Source organism: Alkanindiges illinoisensis DSM 15370, from assembly GCF_000619845.1.
Lineage (GTDB): Bacteria > Pseudomonadota > Gammaproteobacteria > Pseudomonadales > Moraxellaceae > Alkanindiges > Alkanindiges illinoisensis.
Map to the genome: position 1 here is coordinate 1,059,202 of NZ_JHUX01000003.1, position 16,693 is coordinate 1,075,894.

The 16,693-nt window shown below is 47.7% G+C and carries 15 protein-coding genes; 8 read left to right on the plus strand and 7 right to left on the minus strand.

Annotated features, from left to right (window positions below; all coding sequences use genetic code 11):
• Window positions 1-264 precede the first annotated feature (264 nt).
• Entirely contained in the window at window positions 265-1,410 is a 1,146-nt protein-coding gene (locus tag Q337_RS16870; protein WP_084494720.1) for a helix-turn-helix transcriptional regulator, read from the plus strand.
• Between the two features lie 34 nt (window positions 1,411-1,444).
• On the opposite strand, the gene Q337_RS0105340 is transcribed toward Q337_RS16870, so the two are convergent.
• The gene (locus tag Q337_RS0105340; protein WP_051526589.1) at window positions 1,445-3,082 is read right to left on the minus strand and encodes a M48 family metalloprotease; all 1,638 of its coding nucleotides are present in this window, start codon (window positions 3,080-3,082) and stop codon (window positions 1,445-1,447) included.
• A gap of 283 nt (window positions 3,083-3,365) precedes the next feature.
• On the opposite strand from Q337_RS0105340, the gene Q337_RS0105345 reads away from it, so the two are divergent.
• The 4 genes from Q337_RS0105345 (at window position 3,366) to Q337_RS0105360 (ending at window position 7,762) form a co-directional block, all read left to right on the plus strand.
• Complete coding sequence (locus tag Q337_RS0105345) at window positions 3,366-3,887, plus strand: hypothetical protein (protein ID WP_156935705.1); 522 nt, start codon at window positions 3,366-3,368, stop codon at window positions 3,885-3,887.
• A 39-nt stretch (window positions 3,888-3,926) separates the two neighbouring features.
• Entirely contained in the window at window positions 3,927-5,738 is a 1,812-nt protein-coding gene (locus Q337_RS0105350; RefSeq protein ID WP_084494721.1) for a copper resistance system multicopper oxidase, read from the plus strand.
• Window positions 5,739-5,749: 11 nt separating this feature from the next.
• Window positions 5,750-6,730: a copper resistance protein B gene (locus Q337_RS18295; RefSeq protein WP_051526590.1), complete on the plus strand. Its 981-nt coding sequence runs from the start codon at window positions 5,750-5,752 to the stop codon at window positions 6,728-6,730.
• Between the two features lie 177 nt (window positions 6,731-6,907).
• On the plus strand, window positions 6,908-7,762 hold the full coding sequence (locus tag Q337_RS0105360) for an SDR family oxidoreductase (RefSeq protein ID WP_026470723.1): 855 nt from the start codon (window positions 6,908-6,910) through the stop codon (window positions 7,760-7,762).
• 142 nt (window positions 7,763-7,904) lie between these two features.
• Here Q337_RS0105360 and Q337_RS0105365 read toward each other — a convergent pair whose 3' ends face one another.
• A complete protein-coding gene (locus Q337_RS0105365; protein WP_026470724.1) occupies window positions 7,905-8,615 on the minus strand; it encodes an NAD(P)H-dependent oxidoreductase in 711 nt (236 codons plus the stop codon).
• Between the two features lie 329 nt (window positions 8,616-8,944).
• On the opposite strand from Q337_RS0105365, the gene Q337_RS0105375 reads away from it, so the two are divergent.
• From Q337_RS0105375 to Q337_RS0105385, 3 genes are read left to right on the plus strand one after another with little or no spacing between them, the layout of a single operon-like run.
• A complete protein-coding gene (locus tag Q337_RS0105375) occupies window positions 8,945-9,937 on the plus strand; it encodes a pirin family protein (RefSeq protein ID WP_228133083.1) in 993 nt (330 codons plus the stop codon).
• A 47-nt stretch (window positions 9,938-9,984) separates the two neighbouring features.
• The gene (locus tag Q337_RS0105380) at window positions 9,985-10,389 is read left to right on the plus strand and encodes an OsmC family protein (protein ID WP_026470726.1); all 405 of its coding nucleotides are present in this window, start codon (window positions 9,985-9,987) and stop codon (window positions 10,387-10,389) included.
• 33 nt (window positions 10,390-10,422) lie between these two features.
• Window positions 10,423-10,791 (plus strand): glyoxalase superfamily protein, encoded by a 369-nt coding sequence (locus Q337_RS0105385; RefSeq protein WP_026470727.1) that lies wholly within the window; start codon window positions 10,423-10,425, stop codon window positions 10,789-10,791.
• Window positions 10,792-10,885: 94 nt separating this feature from the next.
• Here Q337_RS0105385 and Q337_RS18775 read toward each other — a convergent pair whose 3' ends face one another.
• The 5 genes from Q337_RS18775 to Q337_RS0105410 form a co-directional block, all read right to left on the minus strand.
• Window positions 10,886-11,041, minus strand: coding sequence for a hypothetical protein (locus tag Q337_RS18775; RefSeq protein WP_156935706.1), 156 nt, complete (start codon window positions 11,039-11,041; stop codon window positions 10,886-10,888).
• A gap of 152 nt (window positions 11,042-11,193) precedes the next feature.
• Window positions 11,194-12,171 carry a 2-hydroxyacid dehydrogenase gene (locus tag Q337_RS0105395; protein ID WP_026470728.1) on the minus strand — a complete coding sequence of 326 codons (978 nt, stop codon included), beginning with the start codon at window positions 12,169-12,171 and terminating at the stop codon, window positions 11,194-11,196.
• Window positions 12,172-12,283: 112 nt separating this feature from the next.
• A complete protein-coding gene (locus tag Q337_RS0105400) occupies window positions 12,284-13,054 on the minus strand; it encodes a hypothetical protein (RefSeq protein WP_026470729.1) in 771 nt (256 codons plus the stop codon).
• Window positions 13,055-14,602: a 2-isopropylmalate synthase gene (locus Q337_RS0105405; RefSeq protein ID WP_026470730.1), complete on the minus strand. Its 1,548-nt coding sequence runs from the start codon at window positions 14,600-14,602 to the stop codon at window positions 13,055-13,057.
• Between the two features lie 140 nt (window positions 14,603-14,742).
• Window positions 14,743-16,668 (minus strand): M48 family metalloprotease, encoded by a 1,926-nt coding sequence (locus tag Q337_RS0105410; protein WP_051526591.1) that lies wholly within the window; start codon window positions 16,666-16,668, stop codon window positions 14,743-14,745.
• Window positions 16,669-16,693: the final 25 nt, after the last annotated feature.

The window sequence follows — 16,693 nt, forward strand, 5'->3', positions numbered from 1 at the left end:
CAACAAATTTAGCAATTTGCTGTAAGTGCTTTTACTGAACAATTACATGGAGATTTCGTGCTGCACTAAAAATGAACAAGCCTGCTTTATAAACTGGCAACCGGATAGCAAACTGTGTTCAAAAGACTCATGGATAGCCTTAAAGTCTAAGCAAAAAATAATTTGGTCCGACTGGCTAATAAAGTGTGCAATTTTTTGCTATGGTTTAATGAATTCAATGACTGTTGTTAAAACAATGAAAATGCAGGATGGAGATACTGGGGAATGAGTCTGCCAAAAAAAGCCCAAGCTACAACGCAACCGACGACAACGAAATCAGTGACAGCAAAACCGGAAGCAAAGAAAACCGCCAAATCTGTAGCGGGCAAAACTGCTGGCACAACCTCCAATGAAAAGGAAACAGTTAATAGTCTATATCGGCAGTGGCAGATTTTATCCAAACTTCCTACCGGCAAATGGATTGGTACACGCCAGCTTCAGGAACAGTTACAGCGCGAAGGGATTGATATCAGCATCCGTACCATTCAGCGTGATTTGAACCAGATTGCCAGTCGCTTTCCCATTGAAAGTAACAAGGAAACGCCGCAAGGCTGGCGCTGGCAGGAAGATGCGCCTATTCAAAGTTTGCCACACATGAATAGCTCGCAAGCAGTGACCTTTATGATGGTGGAAGATCACCTCAAGCATTTGCTGCCCCCCAGCCTGCTGGATGAAATGCGACCCTGGTTTGACCTTGCACGCCGCAGCTTGTCCTCTGAACATAACAATGTACGCCAGTGGATCAACCGGGTACGGATTGTACCGGCCACCCAGCCGCTGATTCCTCCGGCAGTAGACGCCAGAGCCCAGCAAAGTATTTATGAAGCCCTGTTGCAGGATCGGCAATTGCGTGTCACTTATAAGGCACGGGCGCATCAGGGTGAGGACACGGTTTATACCTTAAATCCGCTGGCACTGGTACAACGTGGTGCCATTATTTACCTGATCTGCACGCGACATGACAAACCGGATGTACGCCAGTTTGCCCTGCACCGGTTTAGCCATGCTACGGTACTGGAAAGCCGTTCCATGCATCCGGTTAATTTTAATATTGATGAATATCTGGCCGCTGGTGCACTGGGCTTTACTTCGTATAACCAGCAAAGTGTAGAGCCTATTTTTATTGAACTGCTGTTTCACGCCAAAGCTGGACAAACCTTTTTTGAGTCACGTTTAAGTGAAGACCAAACTGTAGAAAAACTGGAAAGTGGTGAAGTACGGGTAACTGCTACTGTGCCATTTACCGCACAACTGGTATGGTGGTTACGCGCCTATGGCCGGATGCTGGTTGACATTAAGCCAGAGTTTCTGGCTGAACAGGTGCATGAAACTGCATTTTTGCCCAAGCCTGAACCTGTAACTGATGTTTAATTTTTAGAACTTATATAGCAACTCTAAAGATGATCTAGCCTCTGAATTTACGGGCTTCCTGCATTTCGTTTAGCCGATTTTCTAGTTTGGCCTGCATGCTGTAGTTGTTCTGTGCCAGTTTGCTGGCTCGCATCAATGAACGAATGGCGTTATCGACATCACCTTGCCAAAACTGGGTTTCTGCCCGAAAGCGCAACACTTGCAGGGTTTTTAGCGGGCTTTCCGGCAAACGGCTGGCAGCAGCTTCCATGGTTTGCCATGCCACTAAATCACGCGGATTTTTATTCACCAATGGCTGCAATAGCTCCAGTGCCGCCTGTCCTTTACCCAGTGCGCTATAAGCCCGGGCGGTGTAGATGGCCAGGGCGCGGTTTTCCGGCATGATCCGGTTTTGAAGCAATATAATTTCCAGTGCCTGCTGGGGCTGGTTGGCCATTAGTTCAATTTCAGTCTGGGTAATGGCAGCGATAACAGCTTCTGGCTGCTTCTGTGCAAATTGTTTAGCCAATCCACGCGCCTGTTCATACTTGCCCGCTCTGGCATAAAACAGTGCCAATGCTGGTACAGCGGCGGGATCACGATCGGCAGCAATCACCAGACGATTTTCAGTGACCTGATCACTTAAAACTGCCATACGATATTGCATTACATGCAGGTTGTTCTCATCGCCCAAATTTAGACTGGTTTTGTGTTTTGGGTGCTGTTTTGGATATTGGGCTGCACGCAGACGCGCCTCACTCATGCGCTCGGTAGATAACGGATGGGTTAGCCAGAAATCCGGCATAAAGCTGACTGTGCCGGTTTTACGGTTCATGGTTTCAAAAAAGTCTGCCATGGCACTGGGATTATAGCCCGCTGCATACATCAACTGCATACCGATCCGGTCTGCCTCGCGTTCCTGATTACGGCTATAGGAAAGCTGGCGATCAATCATGGCAGCCTGTGCGCCCAGTGCCACTGCACCGGCGGCATCCGATGACTGTGAAGCCAGCAAGATACTGGCCAGCATGCTACCCAAGGTAATGAGCGTCTGATTTTTAAAGGCTTCCTTGCTGCGACTATAATGGCGTTGCGAAACGTGCGCCACTTCATGCCCCATAACTCCTGCCAGCTCATCGATATTTTTAACTGATAATACCAAGCCCGTATTAAGGGCAAATAAACCGCCCGGTACTGCAAAAGCATTAATGGAATTGTCGTCAATAATAACCAAGCCGAGTGGCGCTGCAATAGTAGAGGCTTTGTCTGCCGCAGAAGCGCTATAAATCCGGCTAAAAATCTTGCTAAGTTCATCTTGTGTCCAGGGATCTTGGTATAATGGCATTTCCTTGCCAATCTGACGTAAGACCATTTCTCCCAACTGGGTTTCCTGCTGTTGATCCAGCAGGCTGGTACCCGCACCTAAGTCCGGTATTTCAACGCCAAACACAGTGTCATTATGGCGATGAAACGGTTCAGGCATGGCAGCTCTGGATGTATTCAGCAATCCTGTGGCATTCTTTCCTGTAGTATCACTTCCTGTAACATCATTCACCGACTGAACAGACTGCGCTGGGTTAGCTTGCTGCTTGGAATTAATAGTATCTGTAAAAATTAAGCTGTTAGTGGCTGGAACTGCTTGAGATGACAGCACGCTCAATAGTGTAAAAAAACCAAAAACCTTTTTCTTCATGGGTTCGCATAAACCTGTGCTTCAATGCATTTGTATTTGATGCATTTATTTTTAAGGATTGTGCAAGGCTTTTTCAGCTTATTCTACAGGACTTTTGCAATGTAGCCTTCATAGTTTCCAGCCAGATTTTTACCGCATTCAAAGCAAACTCTGCTGTAAAACAGGCTGCAAAAACGGCAGAAATCCTGTATAAAACCAGAATATGTATCCGGCCATTTTTCGCCTGTTGACTGTTTTTTTTCAGGGCAACAGCCAGACCCCATTAAAAACCAGCCTGAAAAAAATGCTGGCCGGTTTTATGTGCCTGCTGCTTGTAAATGCCGGAATTGGCTGTTGGCAGCATGCGGCTGCGCAACCTCACATATTACAGGATCAGCGACAGCAACCGCTGTCTCACCAACAATACCATGCTGGCACACCCTTGATGGCTTGCCACCAGACAGTTGTTTTAGAACATTCAGTTGGTTTAAAACAGGTAGTTGGTTTAAAACAGGTAGTTGCTTTAAAACAACTAGCTGCTTTAAATAATATGCATCACGGATCAATGCCACAAGATTTATTAAAGAAAAATCAGCAGGCCGTTTCCAGCCCAGATCCTATAAGTGCAAGTTCTGCCACTACACATGCTGTGTCACATCATCACTGTGCTTTAACCTGCTCGCTCTACACGCCACCTGCTGAATTAGCACAATACACCGTAGCCCACAGTACTTTGTTGCCTGCCAACAAGCCTTTTTATCTTATTGCAAACCCGCTTCAGGCGTGGCTGCGCGATCTGGAACGTCCTCCGCAATTCCTCAGTTGATACTGTTCTTAATCATTAACACATCAATGAGGAATAATCATGTCTTTGTTTTATCGCAGCTTTTCTAGTAATTTGTTTTCCAATAGCTTGTCGTCAAATTTTTCGGCACCTTCACGTCGCCAGTTTATTCAGGGAATTGGCATTGGTAGCCTGCTGGCCAGCAATATCAGTTTGGGCAAGAGCCTGAGTGCCCCGGAAATTCCGCTTTCACCAAATCAACCCCATGAACTGACAGGCAATGTATTTGACCTGCATGTGGGTTATCAGGCCGTCAATTTTTCCGGTAAAGCACGAATTGCTACCACGGTAAACCACGGCATGCCCGGCCCATTATTGCGAATGCGCGAGGGTGACACCGTAAGCATTCGCGTACATAACCATTTGCAGCAGGACACTTCAATTCACTGGCATGGCCTACTGTTACCCTACCAGATGGATGGCGTGCCTGGTATCAGTTTTGAGGGTATTAAGCCAGGTCAGGTATTTACCTATCAATTCAAACTGCAACAAAGCGGCACCTACTGGTATCACGCGCACTCGACTTTTCAGGAACAGACCGGGCTGCTGGGTGCCATGATTATTGAGCCAAAAGCAGGTGAACGGCACACAGCAGACCGTGAGCATGTCTTGTTGTTGTCCGACTGGACTGACCTTGATCCGCTATATTTGCTGTCCAAACTCAAAAAACACAGTCATTTTGATAACCAGCACAAGCCAACGCTGATCAAACTCATGCAGGACATTAAGCAACAGGGTTTTGGACAAGCCATCCAGTTACGCCAAATGTGGAACCAGATGCGCATGAGTCCCACTGATTTTGCTGACCTGTCGACGGGTACTTATACCTTTTTGATGAATGGCCATGCTCCAGCACAGAACTGGACGGGCCTGTTTAAAAAAGGTGAAAAACTGCGCCTGCGCATTATTAATGGCAGTGCCAATACCTTTTTTGACCTACGGATTCCCGGCCTGAAAATGACCGTGATTGCTGCCGATGGACAGGACGTGGAACCTGTGACTGTCGATGAAATCCGGCTGGGCGTGGCAGAAACCTATGATGTGCTGGTGCAACCTATTGAGGATGCCTACACTATTTTTGCGCAAAGCATGGATCGTAGCGGCTTTGCTTGCGGCACACTGGCAGTACAAGCTGGATTGACTGCCACTGTACCTGCACTTGACCCGGTGGAATGGCTGGGTATGCAGGATATGGGACATGCCATGGCAGGCAATATGGCCATGGATCAGGGTAGTCATTCTGGTCATAATATGAGCGATATAGCACCTGACCATACGTCCTTGATGCAACACCATGTGCAGCATGCCAGCACGGAAATGAACAATCCCAATGTCGACATGCAGGTCAATCAGCCACGTACTAACCTGGATGATCCCGGTGTCAACCTCAGGCAAAGTGCCAAAACAAGGCGTGTGCTGACCTACGCCGACCTGCATACGATTGGCGGCAGTCTGGATTCCCGAATGCCCACACGAGAAATTGAGCTGCACTTAACCGGCAATATGGAACGCTATGTCTGGGGCCTGGACGGCCAAACTTTCCATGAAGCTAAACCCGTTCACCTAAAGCCCAATGAACGGGTGCGCTTTACACTGGTGAATGACACCATGATGACCCATCCCATGCATTTACATGGCATGTGGAGTGAGCTGTGCAATCCGGATGCTGATCAGCAAACCAATAACTTTCAGGTTCGCAAGCATACCATCAATGTTCAGCCTGCCCAGAAAATCAGCTTTGATGTTACCGCGATTGAAGGCCGCTGGGCCTGGCATTGCCATTTGCTGTATCACATGGAAGCAGGCATGTTCCGTGAAGTTGTGGTGGCATAGGAGCAGCAAACATGAATTTTCAAAAACCAAATGGGTTTAATTTGTGCTCAAATGCTGCCTTACTGACTGCCCTTGTCAGCTTTCCAGCACTGGCACTTGCTGCACAAGCTGAGCACGACCAGTCTCACAGCCCGCATAGCCATCACCATACACATGGTACTACCATGTCAGAGATGATGGCTAATCCAGCGTCCATGCAAAATGTACCTCAGGTAGACAGCGTAGAACACACAGAGCATACAGAACCAGTAGGTCATTCAGCATCACCTAATAAAGACCAGATAACTGCCGGATTGCGTAGCCCCGATTATTCTGATGGTTACCAAAATACCGCATCTCACCATATGATGAGCAGCCCGAATTTGTGGAGCTTTGATGCTGAAAAACTGGAACTGGCGCATGATGACCATGCACAGCAGAACAGTGGACAATATGAACTAAAGCTCTGGTATGGCAATGACTACAACCGGCTTCATCTTAATACCAGTGGTGAATTTGCACAAAATGATCTGGAACAGGCCAGCACCAGCCTGATGTGGTGGCGGCCTTTTTCGCCTTACTGGAATACCACGTTTGGGCTAAAACAGGATTATGACGCAGACAGCCCTGATCAGACATGGCTGGGTTTCGGTATAAATGGCCTTGCGCCCTACTGGTTTGATGTTGAAGCCAGTGTTTATGGCTCTTTAACTGGCCATAGCCAACTGGAACTTAATGCCAGCTATGACCTGAATATTAGCCAGAAATGGGTATTACACCCCGAAGTAGAGCTATTGGCCTATGGTAAAACGGATGTCCAGCATCGCTATGGCGCAGGTCTCGCAGAAATCAAGAGTGGATTGCGCCTGCGCTATGAAATAACACCACAGTTTGCGCCGTATATTGGCTTTGAACACGAGCGTTTTGTGGGTAAAACTGCGAAGCTTTACAAAGACCTTGCGGATGACAGTAGCAGTAGCAAAATCCTGTTAGGGCTTCGTTTCTGGTATTAATATTGACAGGTTTTTCGTGAACCCCTGCTGTATTTAACATGCCCATGTCTATACTCAGGTTTAGGTCATGGGCATGCTGGCACTACGCAAAAATTACAATAAATACTTACTAAAACTCAATAGTTTAAGAAAATTTTTAAATTACATTAGAGACAAGCATAAATTCTGGAGAACACCATGTCCATTGTGGTAACTGGAGCGACTGGCAGACTGGGACAGCTAGTCATTCAGGAGTTACTCAAACGCACTTCTGCCAACAATATTGTTGCTATTGTCCGAAATGCAGACAAAGCCGCACAACTGGCAGCGCTGGGTATTGAAGTACGGCTGGCCAACTATGATGAGATTGAAAGCCTCCATACCGCACTGGTTGGTGCTGAAAAACTGCTGCTGATTTCATCCAGTGACGTTGGTAAGCGTGCTGTGCAGCATTTTAATGTGATTGAAGCGGCACGACAGGCTGGGGTTAAACATTTTTTCTATACCAGTCTATTGCACGCGGATCGCTCGCCAATGGCGCTTGCTGAGGAACACTGGCTTACTGAACAGGCGCTGTTTAAGTCTGGCCTGACCTATACCATTTTACGCAATGGCTGGTACACCGAAAACTATACCAGTGGCTTAAAAATTGCCTTAAACCAGCATGTGATTATTGGGGCTGCCGATGAAGGCCAGATTTCCTCAGCCAGCCGTCAGGATTATGCCGAAGCTGCAGCCATCGTGCTGACCACTTTTGCGCATGAAAACAAGATTTATGAACTGTCTGGTGATAAAGCCTACACCCTGACTGAACTGGCCTGCGAAGTGAGCCGCCAGACTGGACAGAATATTGTTTATTTTAATATGACTGAACATGATTACCGGGAAAAGCTCCTCAGTATGGGTACTGAGCCTGCGGTTGCCAACTTGCTGGCCAATAGTGATGCTGGAGCAGCCTCTGGGGCTTTGTTTGATGACAGTGGTTGTCTGCGCCAGTTGCTGGGCCGTGAAACCACACCGTTAAGTGATTGCGTGCGACAAGGGTTGCTTTAATTAAGCACTGCTTTAAATAAAGCATATTTTAATCATTGCAGGTCATATTGAGCTTACCAGAAGGGTAAATATTAATCTGGTAAGCTCAAGGAAAGGCAAATTCTCAAACCATTAAAACACTCTAGCGACTTATAAGCTAAATTTAATGCTCGCCCTTTTTGGGATATAACTTGTCATCAAACTGATCCAGCGTTGGAAACTCAAGTGGCTGGAGCTGATCCAGATTTTGCAGATATTGCTTATAGTCTTCCAGAATTTGCTGGCGCGCTTCCGGGCTAATATAGGGCACATGATAGCCAATAAACGGTGGCAGCACATCCATACCCACATAATACAGCGTGCCCCGCAGCACCGGACGCAACATGGTTTCAATTTCTCCATGAATGGCATCTGGTCCAAACATGTGCTCGCGCCCGCCCAGGGTAAAACTCAGCAAGGCTTTCTTGCCTTTTAAACCACCCTGATCATAAAAGCGCTTGCCGCCATAGGTCAGGCCGGAAACCAGCACGCGGTCAATCCAGCCCTTTAAAATGGCAGGTACTGAAAACCAGTATAGCGGAAAGCTAAAAATCACCAGATCAGCAGCAACCAGCTTTTCAATTTCAGCAGCGATATCCGAGGCAATGGTCTGGTTTTCATAGTTGATGCGTTGCTCCAGGGCATACACCAGATAGTCCGGGTTTTTGCGGCTGCCAAAATCAGCAGCGGAAGCAACCGGATTAAAATTCATCGTATACAAATCAGACACTTCAACCTGATGCCCAGCATTGCTAAGCTCCTGAACCGCCAAATCCTTCATGGCTGTGGTAAACGATTGCGGTTCCGGATGTGCATGGACAATAAGTACATTCATGGTAAAAGCCCTGTTCCTGAAAAAATTAATGATGAAAGATTAATACGAAAAAATCGGTTGTCAAAAACTGGCAACGCCAGCAAAACTGCCTGAAACATAGCATTTGCTTGCACAAGATACAATTTCTTCTGAACTGTAGCGCCTGATCAAAATAGACAGTTTAAATAGATGCGTTAAACCCATGATTTAAATCCCATGTTTGTTGAAAAGTTTGTTGCAAAACTGGAACACTGCATCTTGAACGGCTTGCTGTTTATCAGACAAATTTAGGCTAACCTGTATTCATCTGTTTAGCCGTTCGGCCAATAAGCCTGCAAAAGGAATAAATCATGACTAAACCCTGTTCTGGTGATACTGCCATTGAATTTGATAGCGGCGCTACCGCTTCCTTACCAGCTTCCAGTACAGCTGAAATGATACCGCAACTGCCTGATACCGCCATGGTGCATATTCCTACCCGGGTTGCCATTGTTGGCGACAACCTTAAAATCCACCGTGCGCTGCCTTCCCGGCAAAAGCGCCTGATTGGTGCATGGTGCTTTCTGGATCATGCGGGTCCCACTATTTTTAAGGAAGGTGAAGGTTTTAGTGTGGGACCACATCCACATATTGGGTTGCAAACCTTTACCTGGATGATTGAAGGGGAAATTTACCACCAGGACAGTCTGGGCTACCAGCAGGTTATCCGTCCCAATGAAATCAACCTGATGACTGCCGGGCATGGCATATCGCATATTGAGCGTTCGCCTGAAGGTCATTCACCGCATTTGCATCTGGCCCAGTTATGGATTGCCCTGCCCAAAGCACAATGCGACATACCCCCATCATTTGAACATTATGAAAACCTGCCTGTGATAGAACAGGATCACTGCCGACTTACCTTGCTGGCAGGTGAATTTCTGGGCCAGACTTCGCCGGTAAAAGTTTATTCTGACATGATGGGCGTGGATATTCATGCGCTGGCCAATACCAGTACTGTCCTGTCGCTAAACCCGGACTATGAATACGGCATTTTGCTACTGCAAGGTGAACTCAGTGTTGAACAGGACACGCTGGATACTGGCACCTTATTGTACTTTAAGCCCGGTCAGCAACAACTGCATCTGGAGCTAAACGCCAATACGCGTCTACTTCTGATTGGTGGTAAGCCTTTTGAGGAAGACATTATTATCTGGTGGAACTTTGTGGGCCGTAGTACAGAAGAAATCCAGCAGGCCGCCAGTGACTGGATCAACCAGACCCGTTTTGGTGAGGTTCAGGGCTTTGAACACGAACGCTTAACCGTTCCTGCCATTCCTGACAACCTTAAAGCTTCCCGATAACGCATTCCCATCTGCACTTCCATTAAAAATCATCATAGAGAATCGCAATGAAAACAATCGCCACAGCCACCACCCAAACCAGTAATGTCCACTATAAAACCAGTATACAGACTGGTGATTTTGCATTGATTGCTGATGAACCCGTGCATGCAGGTGGCCAAAATGCAGGCCCTGCCCCTTATGATTATCTGTTGGCAGGTTTGGGTGCCTGCACCTCCATCACCCTGCAAATGTATGCCGAGCGCAAGGGCTGGAACCTTGGTGAATTAACCATTGAGCTTAACTTGCAAAAGGATAGCGAGGGCAACACGCACATTGAGCGGGTATTGCATACCACGGAAATATTAAGCACTGAACAGCAGGAAAAACTGCTGGATATTGCTGGCAAAACACCAGTAACGAAAACCCTGCTACAGGGTGCAAGCATTAACACCCAGTACGCAAACTCATAAACAATAAAAGCGAAATAAGCCCGAGTAAAAAGTATGACCTTACAGACTATTGTTCCCATTCTACGAATTTTTAATGTGGAAAAAGCCAGCGAGTTTTATCTTGATTTTCTGGGTTTTCAGTTGGACTGGCAGCACCGCTTTGGTGATAACTATCCTCTATATTTGCAGGTTTCGAAGGACCAGTGCATTCTGCATTTATCAGAACATCATGGGGATGCCAGTCCCGGCAGTAGTATCCGTATTCATTGCACGGATATACAGCAATATCATCAGTTGCTACAAGCCAAAGACTACCAGTTTGCCAAGCCTGAAATTAATCAAACACCGTGGGATACTGAAGAATTTCAGCTTACTGATCCATTTTATAATCGGCTGGTATTTTGGCAGGATATAAGCAAGTAAAAATAAAATGAGTGATGGAATATTTTTAAGATGTTATCACGTTAGGCGATAAATGAATCTGTGCTGTCATCGTAGGCTAGTGACTGGCTCGAGACTAGCTGGCAATACCCATGTGGCTTAGAATCATAAAACCCATGACCAGCCCGGCAGCCAGAAAAAACCACAGATAACCTGCTTCCAGATTATTATTAGTGCGGCTTGCAACCTGTAAATGATATTCCATGATCCGGTGTATACGTCGGTTTTTCATAGCGTCCCCAGCTTTTATTGGCCAAAACGTCCTGCTTGGCTTTACATCATCAGTCACAAAACAGTCTGAATACGCACAATCTGGATTTTATGGCTAAAACCGCATTATTTGTGCATTAAGTCTCATTCTATCAACTTATCGTGAAATGTAAATTACAAGTTCGGCCAAACGAAAGGGTTCACCATATAGGTCGGCTGTTTTCCATTCAATGCATTGGATAAGTTCTCAAATGCCAGATTATTCATGGCCTGACGGGTTTCGATGGTTGCCGAACCGATATGCGGTAGAGTAACCACATTGGGCATGGCAAATAGTGCTGAATCCTGTAAAGGTTCCTTGCTATAAACATCCAGCCCGGCGGCCAGAATTTGCTGCTGATTCAGCGCATCTATCAGCGCCTGCTCATCAATTACCTGCCCGCGCGCTACATTAATTAAAATAGCCGACTTTTTCATTTGTGCCAGTTGTTCACACCCAATCAGGTGATAGGTATGCTCATTTAATGCCACATGCACTGACACAAAATCTGACTGCTGCAATAGTTCATCCAGAGTACAACGCTGGGCGCCCAATTGCTGCTCCAGCTCTGGTTTGGCATGCTGGCTGTAATACAGCACGTTCATATTAAAGCCAAAGCGCCCGCGTCGCGCCATGGCAGCACCAATATTGCCCAGCCCCACAATACCCAGCGTTTTACCATACACATCCACGCCATACTGGGCAGGCTGCACGGTTTTGCGCCAGTGACCCTGTTTGGCCCACTGGTCAAGCTCAGTCACTCGCCGGGCAGCTGCCATCAGCAAGGCAAATCCAAGGTCTGCGGTGGTTTCGGTTAAGACATCCGGCGTATTGGTGAGCAAAATGCCACGCTGATTTAGATAATCCACGTCATAATTATCAAAGCCTACCGAAATACTCGAAATTACTTTCAGCTTATGAGCATATTGCAGGATTGATTCATCCAGCTTCCGGCCAGAGCCGATCATGCCATCAGCCTGCGGTAGCATGTCCTGAAACTGCGCCTCAAGATTGCCTGCCTTGGGATTAAGCAGCAACAGGTTAAAGTGTTTTTTAAGTTTTTCCTGAAGATCACTTGCCAAGCTGCTAAAGCCAATCACTGTGTTTTTCATGCGCTAAAACTCTGCCAACTGTTTTAAAAATGATGAAGCCTAACACGATTTATTATTTTGATTTTTAAAGCTTGTGTTAGCGTTTAATGCTTTTACATCAACTCGCTTTGTTTTATTGTGCCTTGAGCAAATGCCACAGTAGCCGTTTTTTTAGCGGCTGCTCAATCAGCTCGGATAAATGTGGCAGACGTTCAATCCGGTCAGGGCAAACCTCATCGGCCAGCTCGCTCATCAGGCCAACCCGCTTGTCCAAACCCAGCCTGAACAAGAAACCATTCAAGGCAGCTTTGGAACCTGTCATGCGCTGCCAGCGTTGCCCTTCAGACAAAGGCCATGAAAAATGGCTAAGCTCCGGCTGCTGGAATGCCAACAGGATATTTTTCCACAATGTACTTAACTGCGGGTTTTGCAGATCTGCTTCATTCACCAACACAATCCACTGGTTAATTTCACAAGCCTGCAAGCGAAAACTATGCAGGTTTATCGTAGCAGTAGATTCCGCTTCAAAATGGCCAATATCCTGTATAGCATTATTTTCAGTAAGTTGATCAACCTGATCAGCCCTGCTCTTGGTCACCAGCTCAGACTGCAATACTGCCGCTTGCACTGCTTCAGAATGATGATCCAGATTTGCTGTGGCCTGACCAACTCTGGATATAGGATTAATGTCAGCGAGGTTTCCAGACTGAGTAGAATGGTTGGTAGCTTCATTGAGGAGAGAATTTGCTACAGCTACTTCAGCATTATTAGGTGCTAATTCATCTGTTGCGTGACGCCATAATTGTACCGTTGGCGCAGATGCAGATTTTGTTGCAACAGCCCGGGGCACCCATTGACGGATGCCAAGCGCCGATAAAATAGCTCGCTGCCGGGCGTTATGCATTTACATGACTTCTTCGGTTTGCGGATTGGCCTTGCCTTCGGTGGTTAGCCAATTCAGCGCATCCAGATAAGCCTTGGCACTGGCAATTACAATATCCGTATCAGCGCCCTGACCTGTAACAATCCGTCCATTCTGGTTCAGTCGCACAGCAACTTCTCCCTGACTGTCCGTGCCGCTGGTAATGGCATTCACCTGATACAGCTCAAGGCTGGAACCGGATTTTGCCAGTACTTCTATGGCCTTAAAGGTTGCATCCACCGGGCCAGAACCACTCTGGCTGACCGGCATGTCCTTGCCATTAATTTTAAGCACCAGATGCGCACGCGGGGTTTGGCCCGTTTTACTGGTCACTTCCAGCTCTACCAGTTCAAAACGCTTGATGACATCCGAACCCTGATGGCCTGCAACCAGCGCATGTAAATCTTCATCAAAAATTTCGCTCTTACGGTCAGCCAGATCCTTAAACCGTGCAAACAGCTCATTAAGGTGCTCATCAGATTCAATGCCAATGCCCAGTTCATCCAGACGCGCGCGAAATGCTGCACGGCCCGATAGCTTGCCCAGCGTCAGCTTATTGGTTTTCCAGCCCACATCTTCGGCACGCATGATTTCATAGGTTTCACGGTGTTTTAAAATACCGTCCTGATGAATGCCTGATTCATGCGCAAAAGCATTAGCACCCACAATGGCCTTGTTGGGCTGCACCACATAACCGGTAATGGTCGATACCAGCCGCGAACTGGGCACAATTTCCTCGGTACGGATATTGGTCGTAACGTCATAAATATCACGGCGCACGCGGGTAGCCATTACGATCTCTTCCAGCGCGGCATTGCCTGCCCGCTCACCCAGCCCGTTGATAGTACATTCTACCTGACGCGCGCCACCACGCACGGCTGCCAGTGAATTGGCGACGGCCATGCCCAGGTCATTGTGACAGTGCGCCGACCAGATCACCTGATCCGAATTGGGCACTTGTTCCAGCAAGGTTTTAAAACGCTCATAAATCAGCTCAGGCGTGGAATAGCCCACTGTATCCGGCACATTAATGGTTTTAGCACCCGCCTTAATCACTTCATCAAAAATCCGCACCAGAAATGGCACTTCGGAGCGAATGGCATCTTCGGCAGAAAATTCCACATCATCGGTATATTCACGTGCAATCTTGATCGCCTTAACCGCTGCTTCAATCACCTGATCTTCATTCATCCGCAACTTGTACTGCATGTGAATGGGACTGGTTGCAATAAACGTATGCACACGCCCACGATTGGCAGCCTTAATGGCTTCACCGGCACGGCGGATGTCTTTTTCATTGGCACGTGCCAGTGAGCAAATGGTGGAATCCTTGATAATACTGGCAATGCTTGAAATGGCGTCAAAATCACCGGGACTGGCTGCGGCAAAACCGGCTTCAATCACATCAACACCCAGACGCTCCAGTTGCCGTGCAACCCGGAGTTTTTCTTCCTTGGTCATGGCAGCACCGGGACTTTGTTCCCCGTCACGCAAAGTGGTATCAAATATGATTAAACGGTTGCTAGTCATGGCTACCTGTCCTTATTGATCAAAAACGCATGGGATGTGGCTAACGCAGCAACATCGCAACTTAAAAAAGATGCTTATTGTATATTGATTTGCAGGGTTAAGCTTAAAAATTCAAGGATGAATCCTGATGAATTTCTGACTTAGGTGCTGATCTCAAGGGCAATTTTTCTAGCGGTATAATCAGCCAGCGCTTTGGCTTCAAATCCCATTCGCCAGTAAAGCATATCCAGCACATCCTGTTCTTCCTGACTAATCACCGTATCTGACCATAAACAGGTTTCGGCTGCCGCCAGAATATTCATGCGCTCACGCTTGAGCAGGCCAGCCAGCTGATGCAGCACCTGCCCAAGATTAACCGGGTCATCGGTGATCCGTTTCTTTTGCGCTTCATCAAACTGCCGTGCTGATAATATGGTTCTTAATACTCGAATGCGCGCCTGTGCAATTTGTTCAGGTTTCAACTTTTGTACATGCAACAGCGCTTCTACCAGGAAAGTAATGGCTGGGCCACAATGATCCAGCGAAACTGGCACTACAGGCGGCAACTGGTTGAGCTTGGCTTTAACGCGCTCCAGCAATAGCACATCCAGTAAACCAATATGTCCATCCAGCTGGATAATCTCAGCCAGACGTGACAAGAACTGGCGTGCTGCACTAGCGGGTAATTCGCCTAACGCATCCACCCCTTGCAAAAAAATACTGGTATACAAGCGCGGGTCAAGCCTGGCCAGTGCCTCAACAATGGCACGGCTCACTTGCTGCTTTTCCGGCTCGCAGGCAATCTGCTGCCGTAAAGCCAGAATGGCCGCCAGCAGTTCGCGGCAACCTGCAGAGGTACTCAGTGCCCGCTTGATCACATCGGGCCGTGCGGCATTCTGGCGCATCTGCGGGTTTAAGGGCTTTACTGCATCCTTGATATTTACTGTAACCGGATGCAGGCGAACTGTGGGGAGCGGTAATGGCGGATGCCATTCAATCGGCGCAACTTCCTGCTCCTGCTCCAGTGATAGCACTTCTTTTTGTACAGCCATCTCTGCCTCAATCTGGTCAACCTGCTTGCGTGCCAGAATACGCTCCTGCACCTTGGCGCGCCGTAATGCTGCTGGACTAATTTCACAAATTCGCTGATCAAGCTCAGGATGCGTGGCAAACAGGCTATTGCTATGCAGCGCCTGTCCAAAACAAAAATGGCTGATAGATTCGGTATAAACCCCATGTAACTGGGTGCCGATATGATGGGTACGAATTCTTAGCAAGGCCTGAAGCACGCCATTGGTGCGGGTAAACTGCATGCTGGAGGCATCGGCCAGAAACTCACGCTGGCGTAAAATGGCAAACTTGAGCAAACGGGCCATCAATACACCTAGGCTACCAACCAGCCAGACCAGCCCGCCAATCGCAATAAACAGCGCATCCGCATGCCGGTTGCGTTGCACATGACGTTGCAGGGAAAATCCGGTCTGGGCAATCCAGCTTCCCAGTTGGCTCACTGTAAGCAGTCCGGCAACCCACGCAACCAGGCGTAAATTAAGCTGGGTATCACCATGGCGGATATGGCTATATTCATGAGCAATTACGCCCTGTAGCTCATGGCGATCCAGTGTCTGTAGCATGCCCCAAGTCACCACCAATGCCATGTCCATCGCGCGGTAACCCGCCACAAAGGCATTCACACCCAGCTCATCATCCAGCACATACAGTGCAGGCATGGGCACACTGGATGCTACCGACATTTCCTCAACCACATTTTTAAGCATGCGTTCTTCAGGCACTGTGGTTTCAAACTGGATACGGCGCGCACCCAGACGGCTGGCTAGTGCCCGTCCGCCCTCGCGTAAGCGATAGGCTTCCCAGAGCGAACCGCCCAGAATCACTACCAGCATGCTGATAATAATCATGGGTGTGAGTGAATGCACAATCAATGAGCCAGATTGCTCAAAGGGATACAGCACCATGCCAACCAGCAGGTTCATGACAAAAATGGTAAAGCCCACTGCCGATATAAACAGTATTAGCAATATCAGTGTGTAGCGCTTTGCCTGTTCCTGCCTGCCCCAGAAGTCCACGTTATTATTCCTGTTCGTGTCGTTT

Excerpts from the sequence above, each read along its gene's own strand:
- Q337_RS0105365 (WP_026470724.1), bottom strand. The coding sequence starts at position 8,615 with ATGAATGTACTTATTGTCCATGCACATCCGGAACCGCAATCGTTTACC.
- Q337_RS0105345 (WP_156935705.1), top strand. The coding sequence starts at position 3,366 with ATGCTGGCCGGTTTTATGTGCCTGCTGCTTGTAAATGCCGGAATTGGC.
- Q337_RS0105380 (WP_026470726.1), top strand. The coding sequence starts at position 9,985 with ATGAAAACAATCGCCACAGCCACCACCCAAACCAGTAATGTCCACTAT.
- Q337_RS0105360 (WP_026470723.1), top strand. The coding sequence starts at position 6,908 with ATGTCCATTGTGGTAACTGGAGCGACTGGCAGACTGGGACAGCTAGTC.
- Q337_RS18295 (WP_051526590.1), top strand. The coding sequence starts at position 5,750 with ATGAATTTTCAAAAACCAAATGGGTTTAATTTGTGCTCAAATGCTGCC.
- Q337_RS0105395 (WP_026470728.1), bottom strand. The coding sequence starts at position 12,171 with ATGAAAAACACAGTGATTGGCTTTAGCAGCTTGGCAAGTGATCTTCAG.
- Q337_RS0105350 (WP_084494721.1), top strand. The coding sequence starts at position 3,927 with ATGTCTTTGTTTTATCGCAGCTTTTCTAGTAATTTGTTTTCCAATAGC.
- Q337_RS18775 (WP_156935706.1), bottom strand. The coding sequence starts at position 11,041 with ATGAAAAACCGACGTATACACCGGATCATGGAATATCATTTACAGGTT.
- Q337_RS0105400 (WP_026470729.1), bottom strand. The coding sequence starts at position 13,054 with ATGCATAACGCCCGGCAGCGAGCTATTTTATCGGCGCTTGGCATCCGT.
- Q337_RS0105385 (WP_026470727.1), top strand. The coding sequence starts at position 10,423 with ATGACCTTACAGACTATTGTTCCCATTCTACGAATTTTTAATGTGGAA.
- Q337_RS0105405 (WP_026470730.1), bottom strand. The coding sequence starts at position 14,602 with ATGACTAGCAACCGTTTAATCATATTTGATACCACTTTGCGTGACGGG.
- Q337_RS0105340 (WP_051526589.1), bottom strand. The coding sequence starts at position 3,082 with ATGAAGAAAAAGGTTTTTGGTTTTTTTACACTATTGAGCGTGCTGTCA.
- Q337_RS16870 (WP_084494720.1), top strand. The coding sequence starts at position 265 with ATGAGTCTGCCAAAAAAAGCCCAAGCTACAACGCAACCGACGACAACG.
- Q337_RS0105375 (WP_228133083.1), top strand. The coding sequence starts at position 8,945 with ATGACTAAACCCTGTTCTGGTGATACTGCCATTGAATTTGATAGCGGC.